Genomic DNA, 15,054 nt, shown 5'->3' with positions numbered 1-15,054 from the left:
AGAAAGGGTATTTAATAATGGAAGAGAAAGGAGCCTTGTTATGTATAGAGAGACTATATCTTTTAATAAAGATTTAATTAATAATAATGTAATCAAACTTAATAAGAAAAAACCTATCTCAAATATCAGAGGAATTGCTACTGTTGAACTCTACGACTTAGAGACGGGAAATAAGGTATACCATGCAGAAACCGAAAATCTAATCAACGGCTCAGTTATGAACCTGATGTTTTTTGATTTTTTTTACAGACGGCTAATGGTTGGAGGAGATATTCAAAAGGGATATGTTAGTTTTCCCTTTAGAAAAATATGTCTAACTGATTATGGTGGTATAGAGAATGTTGATGAAAAGCTTATGAAAGGGAAGGTAATTGGATGGTGTGATAAAAACGACACTTATGCTGGTGATGATGCATATCAAGGAACTATAAATTTGTCTGAAAGTTATTGTAATCCAGAGAAAGATGGGAAAATAAAAATACATTTTGTTTTCGACTTTCCAACTCATGCTAGTAATGGAACCTTTCAAACAATTTATTGGTGTCGAGATAACGGAAACCGAGAATTATATGCAATTAATGTGAATGGTACAGGTAGTGATTCAACAATAGATAAAAGACATACTGTTATACGTAGCTTAAAATCAATAACTTATAATTGTTCCGACTATGATAATATCGGATATTGCTTGTACTTAACTACAAATTCATCAGTTGAGTATAGAACTTTTAAAAGCTTCTTTTTAGATAGTTGTGCAAATAATCAAGCTGAAGATAATTACTTTTATAAAGATGACGGGTCAAAAATGCTTAAAAATGATTTTAAAATAAATGGTATAAGTGCAGATTCTAAATATTTGTATTTATATAATATTAAAAACGATGGCATAGATATTTATGTATTTCAAAAAGATGGTAGTTGGGTGGAGAAGATAAGTAAAAGTGCAAGTAGTTATAAAGATGCATCTGGACTAATACCTACAATAGAATCTTTTAAAGTGATAGATGGAGTACCATATATGACAGTATCTTATTATATAAAAGGGGTTTATGTATCACATTTTTTAAAGCTAAATGCTAATTATGATATAGAAACAGACTATACCATAGATACGCCAAGTGGAGAAGGAACTATGTGGTCAATAAATATACTAGGAAAAACAAAGGAATATTGGATATTTAGTGATAATAATAAATATCTACATTTTTATGATAACTCACTTAAGCCTATAATTAATGGAATCTTGGCAAAGAGGTCTATGCCATCAGCTGAGTATGCAATATATTTTTTTAGTAAAAGTCATAATTATGGATATTGCTTCGGATATACAAGTGGCTCTTACTCCGATTACTATTATTGTTATATATTTGGACTATCACTTATAGGCGCTCAAACACTACTAGCAGCTCCGGTTACTAAAACACCAACTAACACAATGAAGATACAATACGATTTTATAATTGACAATATTCTAGACGGTATATTTTAGATTTTGGTACAAAAAATATATAAAGGGGATGTACTTATGAAAGACATATTAAGTGTGTTTCAAGCTGTCTTTGTAGCCATTGGGGCTTTTATAGGAGGAATCTTAGGAGGGGTAGATGGCTTTCTTTATGCCTTAATTACATTTGTCATAATTGACTATATCACAGGTGTAATGCGTGCAATATTAGAAAAGAAGTTATCTAGTAGTTTAGGGTTTAAGGGTATTTTTAAAAAGGTTCTTATTTTTGTATTAGTGGGTGTATCACACATTGTAGATTCTAAGATTTTAGGTAGCGGTAGTGCAATTCGTACTGCCGTTATTTTTTTCTATGTTTCTAATGAAGGTATAAGCATTATAGAAAACTCAGCTAAGATAGGTTTACCAATACCACCGAAATTAAAAAGTGTTTTACAACAGCTAAATAAGGAGGAGAAAGGTAATGGTTAGATTATGTTTTGATTACGGACATGGAGGAGAAGACAGTGGTGCTTGTTACAAGATGAGAAAAGAAAGTAATGATGTTTTAAATTTAGGCAGATCTATAGCATCAGAGGTAAGAAGGCATGGAATTATTGTAGATGAAACAAGAACTTCAGATGACACAGTAAGCCTTAATGCGAGAAGCAATTTTGAAAACAGAAATACCTATGATTATTTTATATCCTTTCACAGGAATGCTTATGAACCAGAAAAGGCTAAGGGTGTTGAAACTTACACATATTTAAATCCACGAGAAAAAACTAAAAGTTTGGCGGAAAGGATACAGACATCTCTTGTGTCCTTGGGATTTGTAGATAGAGGTATTAAGGAAGGTAACTTTCATGTGCTAAGAGAAACTAAAGCTTCGGCAATACTCGTAGAGATTGGATTTCTCGATAATACAGGAGATAATAATTTATTTGATACTAAAAGAAATCAAATAGTAAAGGTGTTAGCAAAATCCATTCTTGCACAAGTAGGAGTTGATTATGCTGAATCAGTAGTACAAACACCACTGGTAAATGGAGAAATCTTTTATAGAGTAATGGCGGGATCTTATAAGGTAAGAGAAAATGCAGAAAATCAAGTGCAGAAGCTAAAGGCAGCAGGATTTGATGCAACAATTACGATATTTAATAAGTAGCTGTTACTCCTTGATTACACCACAAAAGTTTAACAAAATATTAATTAAATGACAGCCTGTAGGATTCTCTTCGGAGTTTCTTGCAGGCTTTTTTCTTTTTTATAAAGCATCCGTCCAAATCTATGTTTTTTGTCCTTAGGAAGTTAGAGGGATTAATTCTCAAGGATTGGAGGATAAGTTATGCAGGTTACAAAAATCACAGAGGAACAGCAGATGCCTATATCCATAAAGAAGGTATATACGCAGGAGGAATTACAGAGGGAATATGATTATATTCTTGCTCAGAAGATACTGAAATCTATACTTGAAAAGGGGTTAATAAGTGTAGATGAATTTAACAAAATCACAGAACTGAATCGTAAAACTTTCTCACCATATTTGGCAGAGATAATGCCATGAATCCGTTGATTTATATGGGGTTCAGAGGTAATATGTGACCTAACGGAAAGCGAGGTGAGTGGATGAAAAGGATAACAAAAATCGAAGATAACAAAGTGTTATCAGTCAAGAAAAAAATCCGTGTTGCTGCCTATTGCAGAGTATCTACAGCAAGTGATGAACAACTTATAAGCCTTGAAGCACAAAAGGTACATTATGAAAATTACATCAAAGCCAATGATGAATGGGAGTATGCAGGTCTTTATTATGACGAAGGCATAACAGGTACTAAGAAGGAAAAACGTAGAGGGCTACTTTCCATGATTGCTGACTGTGAGCGTGGGAAGATTGACCTTGTCATTACAAAGTCCATAAGCCGATTCTGCAGAAATACGACAGACTGTTTGGAACTGGTCAGAAAACTTTTAGAATTGAATGTCTACATCAATTTTGAAAAAGAGAATTTGAATACAGGCTCTATGGAAAGTGAATTGATGCTTTCTATATTGAGCGGTCTAGCTGAAAGTGAATCAGTATCCATTTCGGAAAATGAGAAATGGAGCATTAAGAAGCGCTTCCAGAACGGCACTTTCATTATTTCTTATCCTCCCTATGGATACGCAAACATAAATGGAGAAATGGTAATTGTGCCAGAGCAGGCAGAGGTAGTGAGGAAGATATTTGTAGATACACTTGCAGGAAAGAGTACCCATGCGATTGCAAAAGAGTTAAGTGAATGTGGTGTCATAAGTAAAAAAGGCGGTAAATGGACTCTCGGAACCATCAATGCGATTATTCGCAATGAGAAGTATACCGGAGATGTTATTTTCCAGAAAACATATACTGATAGCAGCTTTAATCGTCATATTAATTACGGAGAACATGACCAGTATTTGTGTACTAACCACCATGAGGCAATCTTAAGCCACGAGGTTTTTAACAAAGCTAATGAAGTTATGAGCCAGCGTGGTAAGGAAAAAGGCAATGGTGAGAATACCCAGCGTTATCAAAACCGTTATGGGTTTTCAGGGAAAATCAGATGTGGAGAGTGTGGAGGGATTTTTAAACGAAGAAAGCATTATAAACCAAGTGGTAATTATGTGGCTTGGTGTTGCACTGGGCACATTGAAAATAAGGATGCCTGCTCCATGAAATATATAACAGACGATAGCCTAAAGGTAACTTTTCTTACAATGATGAATAAGTTGATTTTTGCACATCAAATGGTGCTAAGACCGCTACTTCGCAGCTTGCAGGGGTTGGATGATAAAGACCGATTACTGGAGATACAAGAATACGAAAGCAAGCTTGAAAAGAATATGGAACAAAGGCAGGTACTTACAAGCCTAATGGCAAGTGGTCTTTTAGAACCTGCACTATTTAATAGCGAAAACAACACTTTGATTCAGGAAGAAGAAATGCTAAAGGCAGAAAAAAACAAGCTTATGTATTCTGTAAGCGGTGATAGAACAAGGTTTGATGCTTTAGAAAAGCTAATAAAATTTGTGTCTGGAAGTGAAATGATTACGGATTATGATGATGAAGTATTCATTGCCCACGTGGATAGAATTAAGGTGGTTTCAAGAGAGGAAATTATATTTATATTAAAATGTGGATTGGAACTTAAGGAAAGGATGGCATAATAATGGCGCATATACCTTATGGGTACAAAATCATAGACGGAAAAGCAGTGGTTGATGAAGAACAAGCTGAAAATATTAGAAATTTTTACAAAGGATATATTTCCGGCTTGGCACTTAAGGTAGCTGCTAAAAATGCAGGATTAAAGTTATACCATAGTAGTGCTGGTAGGATGCTTAGAAACAGGCATTATCTTGGAGATGATTTCTACCCTGACATAATTGATAAAGAAATATTTGATAAAGCTGAAGAAATAAGAATTGTAAGAGCGAGTTCTCTTGGAAGAATTCGAGAACTTGAAAAGCAGGAAAAGCCAGAGGTAAGGGTGCGTTTTACTATGCCAAAGGTTCAATTAAAATATACGGATCCATTTGAACAGGCTAAATATGCATATGGATTGATAGAAAGTGAGGTGATAGAAAATGAATAAAAGCGTAACGGTTATTCCAGCACGAAGACGTGTAGGTAATAATGTGAAAAAGGAAGACAAGCAAAAACTCAGAGTCGCAGCGTACTGCCGGGTAAGTACCGACAGCGATGAGCAAGCTACAAGCTACGAGGCACAGATAGAGCATTACACCAATTTTATACAAAAAAATGAAGAATGGGAGTTTGCCAAGATTTTCGCTGATGATGGTATTTCAGGAACTAACACTAAAAAGCGTGAAGAATTTAATCGTATGATTGAGGAGTGTATGGCTGGTAACATAGACATGATTATTACTAAGTCCATCAGCCGATTTGCTAGGAATACTCTAGATTGCCTGAAATACATTAGATTATTAAAGGAAAAGAACATTCCCGTATACTTCGAAAAAGAAAATATCAATAGCTTAGATTCTAAGGGAGAGATTCTACTTACAATTATGGCGAGCCTTGCACAGCAGGAATCGGAATCTTTAAGCAAGAACGTAAAGTTGGGATTGCAGTTCCGATACCAAAACGGTGAGGTACAGGTGAACCACAATCGTTTTATGGGATATACCAAAGATGAGGAAGGCCACCTGATTATTGAACCTACTGAGGCAGAAATTATAAAGCGGATTTATTTAGAGTATCTGCAAGGATCAAGCCTTAAACAAATCGGAGAAGGTTTGGAATCAGATGGTATCCTAACTGCAGCAGGAAAAGCAAAATGGAGACCAGAAACTATAAAGAAAATCTTAAAAAATGAGAAATACATCGGTGATGCCCTTTTGCAGAAGACATATACAGTAGATGTACTTACGAAAAAGAGAGTTAAGAATAATGGTATTGTTCCACAGTATTATGTAGAAAATAACCATGAAGCCATCATACCCCGAGAACTTTATATGCAGGTGCAGGAAGAAATGGTGCGAAGGGGCAATATTAGAAGTGGTAAAGGTAGAAAGAAAAGGGTTTATAGTAGCAAGTATGCTTTATCCAGCATTGTTTATTGCGGAGAGTGCGGCGATATTTATCGGAGAGTCCATTGGAATAATAGAGGGTGCAAGTCTATTGTATGGAGATGCGTTAGTCGCTTAGAAGGTAAGGGGGCTACCTGCAACTCACCAACAATAAAAGAAGAGGTGCTGCAACAAATAGTTGTAGATGCAATTAATCAAACACTTTCTAGCAAAGATGACTTCCTTAGTACCTTGCAAGATAATATTGATAGAGTGATAAGTGAAGCAGACCATGGAGCTACAGCTGATATGGATGCTAAACTAAAAGATCTACAAAATGAACTTCTCAGACTGGCAAATGGTAAGGCAGATTACGAGGGAGTGGCTGAGGAGATATATAGGGTAAGGGAACTGAAGCAGAAGACGCTGATTGCAAATGCAGAACGTGAAGAGAAAAGGCAAAGAATTGATGAGATGGCACAGTTCCTAAAAGAGCAGCCCTATGAATTAGAGGAATACGATGAACAGCTGGTAAGAACGCTTGTTGAGAAGGTTACGATCCATGAGGAAAAAATTAGTATAGAATTCAAATCAGGTGTTGAAGTTAATGTAGAGATGTAAATAATAGTAATGAAGATTAACCACCAGTTAAGGGATAAGTTCTCCTGAAGGGTGGTTTTTTGTTTGTAAATTGATTAAACTTGGTAATACATGTATAATATTAAATAACAATGTTGAAGATTTTTCTATTATAAAAGGCTTGTGCTTTAGGGGGATTGAAATGATTAGGGAATTTAAAGAAAATGATTTGAATAGCATTATGAAGTTATGGCTTCACACTAATATCCTAGCACATGATTTTATTGATATAGGTTATTGGAAAAGCAACTATGATAAAGTAAAACAAATGATGCCAGAGGCAACAATCTTTGTCTATGAAGAAGATAATTTGATTAAAGGGTTTGTAGGGTTAAGTGAAAATTACATAGCAGGAATATTTGTCGAAACAACTTACCAATCACAAGGGGTGGGAAAGACTCTATTAGATTATATTAAAGAGAGAAACACAGAACTTTTACTACAAGTTTATGAGAAGAATAGCAGGGCAGTTACATTTTACTTAAGGGAAGAATTCACTGTCCATAATAAGCAAATTGATGGAAATACAAATGAAGCTGAACTGGTTATGAACTGGAATGCTGATTAGAAAATAGATAAATTTGCACTGATTATAAGGTTTATACTCTCAAAGGTTTGATTTGTGGAGGAGTTATTCATATGACTATGAAAGTGGTAAATCAGAATTTGTGACTAGGGTATTAAAATGGTAATTATTAGTGAGCAAGTACTTTGAAATATATATAAGGAGAAAAAGAATGAGAATTATTAGTTTGAATGTTAACAATTTTGGAGGTCTTATTTCAAAACCATTAATAAAAGATTATTCATATGATGGAAAACCTTCGTGGGCTGATTGGAACAATGCCGTAATAACATGGCGAAAAGAAAACCAATGGGAAAATAATGTAGCTGGTATTGTTAATCATGTAAGGAATTTTGATATTATTGTATTGCAAGAAGTAGATACAAATTCAGAAGCTTTTAAGGAATTGATAAAACAGTTGTATGAATACTCAGTTGTATACCCAAATGAAACGAATGAAGATGATTTTTGTAAAGGTTATAAAAGTATTACAATTATGTTTATAAAAAAATGCGTTGATTATGCAGTTGTAACTGAAAACTTTTCAACAAAAAAAATGAAAAATGTTGAAGTTACTATTGACAACAAAAACATAATAGGACTTCATATTTCAATGGCGGATATAGATTATTGGGACTCTTTAATTAAGCGTTATAAAGAACTAAAAGATAAAAAAGTACTGATTATTGGAGATATGAATGTGTATGATTGGGGAACACAACAAAAAGAAAAATTCTTCGAATTATTGAAATGTGGTGCAGTTGATGCATGGGTAGAAAAAGGAAATTCTATGCATAGACCAACAGCTAATACAGAAAAAAGAATTGATTATGCAATAATATCACCATTATTTTATGAAGAACTCGGTAACATTACTATAGATGATGTTTTAAGAAATAAAGCTATTTCTGATCATTCAGCAATAAGTATTAGTATCTAAAATATAATTTGAGGAGGTAAAAGTTATGGAAGCAGAAACAAGAGACTTATCATCAATTGAAATAAGAAACTTGATGTTAAATACTTTGGCTTATGAAGAGGCAGATATTGATTCAGAAGGAAAAACATTCAAAATGTATGGTTATCAAGGAACACAATTAGATTTGTATCGTCTTATGGAAGGTCTTGCAGTAAAAAGAGAACTAATAAAAGAAAGAATTTCTCTATCTGGAGCAGCATGGGGGGGAAGCGGTCTTATGCTTCACCCACATAGCACTACAAATTTTAGCCGTAGTGATATACAGAATATATTTGAACAATTTCATTTACTGCTTAACCAAGGAATTATAGCTCCTGGGGCAGTAGGAAATTACGGCCAAAGCTTACCCAGTTTCCACGTAACAGAATACGGACTTACATGTTTAGAAGAACAGGAAGTATTACCATATGATGTAGATGGTTATCTTGAAAAGATTAGGAGCATACCTAGCATTTCGGAGTGGGTTGAGTTTTATATTAAAGAGGCTTTACTGTGTTATAATGCAAATTGTATGGAAGCGGCAGTGATTATGTTAGGATTATCTAGTGAGAAAATAATAGACGAACAAATAGATGCATTATTAGGGTATTTATCTAGGAATTTTACTAATGAATTTTTGCATATGCAGACAGCTTTATCTAGCATTAGATTTGCTTCTGATAAGTTTAATTGCTATAAAGAGTATTTTAATAGGATAAAAAACAATGTATCGAACCAGAAGTTTAAAGATATGTTACCATTAGTTGATAGAGTGGCTTTTCAAGTTTATACAAACTTTACTAGGATAACAAGAAATGAGTTGGCACATCCATCTGACACAAAAATGGAACGTATTGAAGTTCTTATGATTTTCATTTCGTTTGTAAAATATTGTCATACACAATATGCTTTTATAGATTACTACATAAACCATTAAATAGGGAGGAACAGAAATGACACGTTCTATAAAAGATTCCTTTTTGGGATTTAGTAGTGAATTATTGGAGAGTATAAGAGAAAATGCAAATTCAAAGCTGGATGAAGCGCATTTGAAGAAAAAGATATTGGGATTGAAAAGGCAACTGAGGCTCTACGTGAAGCAGAAGTTGAAGACGAGAAAATCATTTATCTACTGCAAAAATATTGGGACCTACTCCGTAGTGAAGCAAATGAATTTCTGCAACAAGTAAGATGAATTGTTCTTGGATATTTGTAGTAAAATTCACAAGAGTTCTATCCGTTAGAGAACTATTAATATAGACTCAAAAAAGGCCACAGAGGATTTACAACCTTCTAATACGGTCAAAGGTAAAATGATAAATGATGTAACTAGCCATGTTGATGTACTGAATGATATGAAGTAGAAATTCGAGAGTAAGAAATCAGGTTAACTGATTAAAATTAAGTGTAGGGGATGTGGAGTGATTAATGATGAGGTTTGCTTTATAAACAGCTGTAAATAGGAATTTAAAGAGGGGAAATATAAATATTAATTTCAGGGAAATAGATAAGTTGAATTATAATATGTGTGTGTCTTTAGAGGTAGGGTAAAATCAAATTAATTATGTTGCGGGTAATGCATTCTCACTGGTGCAAGCTTCTTGAGAAGATAATCTATACCCACTAGGAATATATAACGGTGATAAAATGGTAGGATTTTTAGTATATGATTACGATGAAAAATTAGCAGGATGGTCATTTTCAAGATTTATGATTGACATTAAATATCAAAACAAAGGATTTGGTGCAAAGGCATTGGAAAGATTTTTGGAATTCTTTCGTAATAAGTTTCCAAATCAAGATTTATACACAAGTGTAGAAATAGATAATGAAGTAACTATTAAGCTATATGAAAAGTATGGGTTTACTAAAAAAGATTCATTTGAGTATAAAATTGAAGAAACTACTTGTAGGGAATTCAGAATGCTGAAGGAAGCATGGTGATATACAAACAAATTCAAACGAAGGAGCTAATATATAACATTATATTTAACTAGGAGAATCTAGTGATATGTTTCCATGTACCTGTACTGTAAGAAAATCATATCGATATGTTCCCACGAACGTAAGATTATAAAATAGGATCAAGACATTCATTCTGTCCTCTCGAGCCACGTTGAGACAGTCGTTAGTCTTACAAGGACCGCAGGGACGAAGTAAGACTTACGAATGTCCATGCAAGGCTTTCCCATTATGAGGAGTCTGAAAGACGAACACAGAATGGAGAAGGCTACTGCTGAGACGGTCATATTGATGTCAAAGAAATAAGTCTAAAAAGCCTTATTCTATGGGCTTTGATGGATTCTTAGAAAAACACACTTTTCATCAATTATGGGAAAAGTGTGCTTTCTCGTATAGGGAAACGGATTGCTCCCCCTATTATTGACATTTTCTAACGAATGCTAACTAATTCATAGATTCCCTTATAAATTGATTTGGACTTATATAGTTTAAGCTCCCATGGATTCTTTCTTCATTATAGAACTTTATATATTCATCAATAAGTCTGTAGCCATCAGTGAAGTTTTTAATCTCATTCCAAGTTATACATTCCTTAGAAAGTAAAGAATGAAAAGATTCTATATGTGCATTATAGTTAGGTGAATTTACAGGAATACGCTCATGATATATATTGTTAACCTTACATAAATGTTCGAATTTAATGGAAGTAAATTGTGGATCATTATCACTTCTGAGAATTAGATTTGAGGTAACTCCATTCTCTTTGAGTGCCCTTTTTATTGCAGTAATTGCATCATCAGTGGTGGCAGTTTTAGTTATTTCTCTCCCCACAATTTTTCTAGAACAAACATCAATAATATCTGTGAGCATTATAAATTTCCTATTTAATGTTTTAACATATTTTATATCTATTTGCCATAGCTGATTTATAGCTGTTATGTTTCTTGCAACGGCAAGATGACCTTGTTTAGTATGTTTTACATATGGTAGAAGCAATCCTAGCTTCTTAGCTAATCTGTACACCTTTTTAGCATTTATATGTAGCCCATGATCTCGTCGGAGAATTTTAGTGATTTTTTTATAACCATAGAATGGAGCTTTTCCACATGCTTCATGTAAAAGGGTTTCAATGACGGAATCATCCACAATACAATTGTTTATCCCATATGAAAATCCAGGGAAGGGTCTGCCTACTTTAGAATTTGAATCATCATCACTTTTTATTACTTTTTTCTTTGGATAAAAAGCTGATCTTGATATTTGAAGCAACATACATGCTCTAGATATTTTAAGTCCCTTTTGAGTATATTCTTTAGCTAAAACTAGTTTGTCTTCTACCGTAGGTAATTCTTTTTTTTTTAATAAATTCTGAAGCATATCAAGTTCTAATTCTTTCTTACCAACGAGTTCCTTCAGTTTACGATTTTCTTCTTCTAAGGCTCTTTCCTTAACACTTGGTTGATAATCTTTTGATTCTGTCGCATTAATTATATCAAGCTGTCGCTTAAAGGTGGATAGTGTTGATGAGGATAATTCATACTTCTTGCAAACCTGAGCATGAGTAAACCCATTATTTAATTCTTCAATAATCTTTATTTTATCATCTAATGTAAACTTTCTTCTTGCCATATTTCTAACCTCCATATTATAATCTTATATTAACATGCTCGTTAGAAACTGTCGAAGACTGTTATGGGGTCAGAATGGGTTCGTATATTTCAAAACGTGGATTCACTTTTGATTATGTAAATGCATTCCATTTAGAAAAAGAAAAATTAAAAGAAAAACTGATAAACAATGATATTTTGAGTGTTGTTATACCTACGACTTTATATGTATCAGCAGATCCAATAATAGAAATTGTTAAATTTATTAAGTGCTATAATAGTAAAGTTAAAATTATTATAGGGGGACCATTTATTCTAAATCATACATTTCATGTAGATGAAGATAGTGAACTAAGTTTAATTTTTAAAAATATAGGTGCAGATTTTTATGTTTGCAGCTCTGAGGGCGAGATGGCATTAGTAAATGTTTTGAATGGATTAAAATACGGTTATGATATCTCGAATATTAAGAATATTGTATATAAAGAAGGAGGAAAATACTTAAAGACAATTATTGAAAAAGAGGATAATTGTTTAAAAGAAAATAAGATAGATTGGCAAAGCTTCAATAAAGAAAATATAGGAGATATATTATCAATTAGAACAGCTAAATCATGTCCTTTTTCGTGTTCATTTTGTTGGTTTCCTCAAAGAGCAGGAAAGTACAAGTTTTTATCTGTAGATGATGTTGAGCAACAATTTAATGAAATAAAAGATATTGGATCTGTTACTACACTTAATATTATTGATGATACATTTAATGTTCCACCTGATAGATTTAAAGAGATTTTAAAGATGATGATCAAAAATAAGTATAATTTTAAATGGAACTCTTACTTTAGATGTCAGTATGCAGATAGAGAAACCATTGAGCTTATGAAAGAAAGTGGATGTGAAGGAGTTTATCTTGGAATAGAGTCTGCTAGTAATAAAATTTTTAAAAATATGAACAAAAATGCGAAAAAGGAAGATTATATAAAAGGTATAGAATTACTTAATGAGTATGAAATAATAAATCATGCAAGTTTTATTATTGGATTTCCAGGAGAAACAGATGAAACAGTTCTAGAAACTATTGATTTCATTGAAGAATCTAAACCAACATTTTTTAGAACACAATTGTGGTATTGTGACCATATAACACCAATATGTAAACAAAAAGATAAATATGGGATACTTGGATCTGGATTTCAATGGGCTCATGATACCATGGATGTAGAACGAGCATGTGAGTGGATAGATTATATATTTACTTCAGTTAAAAATTCAAATTGGTTACCACAAAATAGTTTTGATTATTTTAGTATTTACTATCTTCAAAGAAGAGGAATGAAAAAGGAACAAGTAATAGAGTCTTCAAAATTATTTAATGAATTAGTAAAAAATAAAATGAATAGACAAGGAAACTATGAAGAACTAATCGGTAAGCTAAGAAAAACTTGTGAGTTTTAATGATACAATTACAGACATAGTATATTCTAATGAGAATAAGTAATTATGGAGGTGGTTAAATGGAAGATGTAGTTTTTATGTTTCCTGGTGTTGGAGTTCAAAACACAGGTATGGGAAAAAGTTTTTACGATAACTTTAAAATTGTAAGAGAAACCTTTGAACAGGCCAGTGATATTTTAAAAAGAGATATAGCGCAAATGTGTTTTATGAATTCGCAGAAAGAAAAGTTATTTGAATTAGCAAATTCTCAGAGTGCATTACTAACTGTATGTGTTGCAATGCATAAAGTTTTTGTAAAAGAAACTGGAATTATTCCCAAATACAGCATGGGTCATAGTTTAGGAGAATATTCAGCATTATGTAGCGCAGGAGCAATTGAGTTTTCACAAGCTTTAAAATTAGTAGAAATAAGATCAGAAATTATTACTGAGGTATCAAAGACAATGGATGGGGTTATGATGTGGGTAATAAATATAGATCGCCAAACTATTGAAGAAGTGTGTTGTGAAGAATCTAAAAATGAAAATAAAGTATTTATATCTGCATTTGATTCACCATCTCAATTTTCTATATCAGGAGACCGGAATAATGTGATGAAGGTGGCAAAACAGTTAGAAGGTAAAGGCGCATTAATTTACCCTTTAAAAATGAATGGTCCTTTTCATTCGCAATTAATGTATAAAGCAACAGAAAAGTTTAAGTCAGAATTAATTAACTATAGATTTTGTGAATTCAAGTACCCAGTAATCTCTAATATGACAGGTTTACCATATGATACTAGTGAAAATATCGTAGATAATTTATCACTACAATTAATGAAACCTATAAAGTGGACTAGCTTTATTGAGTTTTTAGAGAATGAGGGAATTGAAAGGGCAATAGAAATAGACCCAAAAAACAATCTAAAATATTTAATGGAAAAAAACACTGAAAATATTAAAACATTTTCAGTAGAAAATATTGCTGATTTAAGCTTTGTTAAAACAAAATCACTAAATCAGTCTAATGAGCAAAATCTTGAACTAATAGGAAGGTGCTTAGGTGCAATTATAAGCACAAAGAATAACAATGAGGATGATGATAAATATAATAAAGGTGCGACACGTTGCAATATGAAAAGTATTGCCTAAACAGAGAAAACTGTTTAAGAACTAATAACTTGAAAAGTCAAATGAAAGGGTAACGCCTTGAAGGGCTTCTCTAATACTCCGAATAGCGAAGCGTTAAGTTAAGAAAAGCTTTGTTATAAGCTCGGTGAAGTCGGCTGAGGTTATCCCCTAACAGGTTAAGCTGAGGAACTGCGAACTAGAGGTAGTCGAGGATAATATAGGCCGGGAGTCCATAAAGTATCTATGGTAAGAATGGTTCATGAGAACTGACGAAATTCCGAATGTACGGGTCTAAAAATTGATGGAATAGAAATATTCTACCTACCAAAGTTGTAGGGCATGTGAGGGTGAGTAAAAATCTTTGTTATGAAAATCCTTATACTGTTAAAGGCAGTATAAAGCATGCAGGCTCATAGGAATTACCTAAGGATATATGCACGGATAAAGTTATTGGAACGTGGTAAGCTGATAACATGGAGGACTTACTTCCGTTGAAGTGGTAGCAAGGAAAAACATAATGTTATAACTTGCTTTTATATCAGTGAAAGTAGTGGCACAGTACCGTTGAAACTCTAATAATAAGGAGTGAAGGGATAGCCACAAGTCAATGAAATTAGAAATATTTTGAATGTGCAATACATCCAGGTTCGATTAAGACTAAAAAGGCTAGGGACATTTAAAACAAGGCCAACTGGGTGGGATGTTATCTTGGGAATGATTTGCCTCGTTTCGTAACATTTTATGTTGTAACTGAAGTAGAGTAA

At 33.1% G+C, this 15,054-nt stretch carries 15 protein-coding genes; 14 read left to right on the top strand and 1 reads right to left on the bottom strand.

All coding sequences use genetic code 11. From position 1 onward, the window contains the following. Positions 1-40: 40 nt before the first annotated feature. From DY168_RS09870 to DY168_RS15090, 12 genes are all read left to right on the top strand, one after another. Positions 41-1,489 (top strand): hypothetical protein, encoded by a 1,449-nt coding sequence (locus DY168_RS09870; RefSeq protein ID WP_115641619.1) that lies wholly within the window; start codon positions 41-43, stop codon positions 1,487-1,489. A gap of 36 nt (positions 1,490-1,525) precedes the next feature. After that, positions 1,526-1,936 carry a phage holin family protein gene (locus DY168_RS09865; protein ID WP_115641618.1) on the top strand — a complete coding sequence of 137 codons (411 nt, stop codon included), beginning with the start codon at positions 1,526-1,528 and terminating at the stop codon, positions 1,934-1,936. Further along, positions 1,929-2,612, top strand: a complete 684-nt coding sequence (locus DY168_RS09860) for an N-acetylmuramoyl-L-alanine amidase (RefSeq protein ID WP_115641617.1) — start codon at positions 1,929-1,931, stop codon at positions 2,610-2,612. Before DY168_RS09865 ends, DY168_RS09860 begins: the two co-directional genes overlap by 8 nt. 180 nt (positions 2,613-2,792) lie before the next feature. Continuing rightward, positions 2,793-3,011 carry an SHOCT domain-containing protein gene (locus tag DY168_RS09855; RefSeq protein ID WP_115641616.1) on the top strand — a complete coding sequence of 73 codons (219 nt, stop codon included), beginning with the start codon at positions 2,793-2,795 and terminating at the stop codon, positions 3,009-3,011. Between the two features lie 62 nt (positions 3,012-3,073). After that, complete coding sequence (locus DY168_RS09850; protein ID WP_115641615.1) at positions 3,074-4,633, top strand: recombinase family protein; 1,560 nt, start codon at positions 3,074-3,076, stop codon at positions 4,631-4,633. 2 nt (positions 4,634-4,635) lie between these two features. Then, positions 4,636-5,061: a recombinase gene (locus DY168_RS09845; protein WP_115641614.1), complete on the top strand. Its 426-nt coding sequence runs from the start codon at positions 4,636-4,638 to the stop codon at positions 5,059-5,061. Then, complete coding sequence (locus DY168_RS09840; protein WP_115641613.1) at positions 5,054-6,619, top strand: recombinase family protein; 1,566 nt, start codon at positions 5,054-5,056, stop codon at positions 6,617-6,619. Before DY168_RS09845 ends, DY168_RS09840 begins: the two co-directional genes overlap by 8 nt. Before the next feature lie 160 nt (positions 6,620-6,779). Beyond that, positions 6,780-7,205 carry an N-acetyltransferase gene (locus DY168_RS09835; RefSeq protein ID WP_115641612.1) on the top strand — a complete coding sequence of 142 codons (426 nt, stop codon included), beginning with the start codon at positions 6,780-6,782 and terminating at the stop codon, positions 7,203-7,205. 169 nt (positions 7,206-7,374) lie between these two features. Continuing rightward, positions 7,375-8,142, top strand: coding sequence for an endonuclease/exonuclease/phosphatase family protein (locus DY168_RS09830; RefSeq protein WP_115641611.1), 768 nt, complete (start codon positions 7,375-7,377; stop codon positions 8,140-8,142). 25 nt (positions 8,143-8,167) lie between these two features. Beyond that, positions 8,168-9,097: a hypothetical protein gene (locus DY168_RS09825; protein WP_115641610.1), complete on the top strand. Its 930-nt coding sequence runs from the start codon at positions 8,168-8,170 to the stop codon at positions 9,095-9,097. Positions 9,098-9,113: 16 nt separating this feature from the next. Then, on the top strand, positions 9,114-9,350 hold the full coding sequence (locus DY168_RS09820; RefSeq protein WP_115641609.1) for a hypothetical protein: 237 nt from the start codon (positions 9,114-9,116) through the stop codon (positions 9,348-9,350). Between the two features lie 439 nt (positions 9,351-9,789). Beyond that, complete coding sequence (locus DY168_RS15090) at positions 9,790-10,104, top strand: GNAT family N-acetyltransferase (protein WP_278286375.1); 315 nt, start codon at positions 9,790-9,792, stop codon at positions 10,102-10,104. Between the two features lie 462 nt (positions 10,105-10,566). On the opposite strand, the gene DY168_RS09810 is transcribed toward DY168_RS15090, so the two are convergent. After that, positions 10,567-11,751, bottom strand: a complete 1,185-nt coding sequence (locus tag DY168_RS09810) for an IS3 family transposase (protein WP_115641608.1) — start codon at positions 11,749-11,751, stop codon at positions 10,567-10,569. A gap of 74 nt (positions 11,752-11,825) precedes the next feature. Between DY168_RS09810 and DY168_RS09805 the strand changes: the two genes are divergently transcribed. Both DY168_RS09805 and DY168_RS09800 read left to right on the top strand, forming a co-directional pair. Continuing rightward, positions 11,826-13,181 (top strand): PhpK family radical SAM P-methyltransferase, encoded by a 1,356-nt coding sequence (locus DY168_RS09805; RefSeq protein ID WP_115641607.1) that lies wholly within the window; start codon positions 11,826-11,828, stop codon positions 13,179-13,181. Between the two features lie 59 nt (positions 13,182-13,240). Continuing rightward, on the top strand, positions 13,241-14,311 hold the full coding sequence (locus tag DY168_RS09800) for an ACP S-malonyltransferase (protein ID WP_115641606.1): 1,071 nt from the start codon (positions 13,241-13,243) through the stop codon (positions 14,309-14,311). Positions 14,312-15,054 lie beyond the last annotated feature (743 nt).

The sequence above is a fragment of the Clostridium putrefaciens genome, assembly GCF_900461105.1.
Taxonomy (GTDB): Bacteria; Bacillota; Clostridia; order Clostridiales; family Clostridiaceae; genus Clostridium_L; species Clostridium_L putrefaciens.
Note: the sequence above shows the minus strand (reverse complement) of the source record. Positions and strands in the feature narration are given on the sequence as shown.

Excerpts from the sequence above, each read along its gene's own strand:
- DY168_RS09870 (WP_115641619.1), top strand. The coding sequence starts at position 41 with ATGTATAGAGAGACTATATCTTTTAATAAAGATTTAATTAATAATAAT.
- DY168_RS09865 (WP_115641618.1), top strand. The coding sequence starts at position 1,526 with ATGAAAGACATATTAAGTGTGTTTCAAGCTGTCTTTGTAGCCATTGGG.
- DY168_RS09860 (WP_115641617.1), top strand. The coding sequence starts at position 1,929 with ATGGTTAGATTATGTTTTGATTACGGACATGGAGGAGAAGACAGTGGT.
- DY168_RS09855 (WP_115641616.1), top strand. The coding sequence starts at position 2,793 with ATGCAGGTTACAAAAATCACAGAGGAACAGCAGATGCCTATATCCATA.
- DY168_RS09850 (WP_115641615.1), top strand. The coding sequence starts at position 3,074 with ATGAAAAGGATAACAAAAATCGAAGATAACAAAGTGTTATCAGTCAAG.
- DY168_RS09845 (WP_115641614.1), top strand. The coding sequence starts at position 4,636 with ATGGCGCATATACCTTATGGGTACAAAATCATAGACGGAAAAGCAGTG.
- DY168_RS09840 (WP_115641613.1), top strand. The coding sequence starts at position 5,054 with ATGAATAAAAGCGTAACGGTTATTCCAGCACGAAGACGTGTAGGTAAT.
- DY168_RS09835 (WP_115641612.1), top strand. The coding sequence starts at position 6,780 with ATGATTAGGGAATTTAAAGAAAATGATTTGAATAGCATTATGAAGTTA.
- DY168_RS09830 (WP_115641611.1), top strand. The coding sequence starts at position 7,375 with ATGAGAATTATTAGTTTGAATGTTAACAATTTTGGAGGTCTTATTTCA.
- DY168_RS09825 (WP_115641610.1), top strand. The coding sequence starts at position 8,168 with ATGGAAGCAGAAACAAGAGACTTATCATCAATTGAAATAAGAAACTTG.
- DY168_RS09820 (WP_115641609.1), top strand. The coding sequence starts at position 9,114 with ATGACACGTTCTATAAAAGATTCCTTTTTGGGATTTAGTAGTGAATTA.
- DY168_RS09810 (WP_115641608.1), bottom strand. The coding sequence starts at position 11,751 with ATGGCAAGAAGAAAGTTTACATTAGATGATAAAATAAAGATTATTGAA.
- DY168_RS09805 (WP_115641607.1), top strand. The coding sequence starts at position 11,826 with ATGGGTTCGTATATTTCAAAACGTGGATTCACTTTTGATTATGTAAAT.
- DY168_RS09800 (WP_115641606.1), top strand. The coding sequence starts at position 13,241 with ATGGAAGATGTAGTTTTTATGTTTCCTGGTGTTGGAGTTCAAAACACA.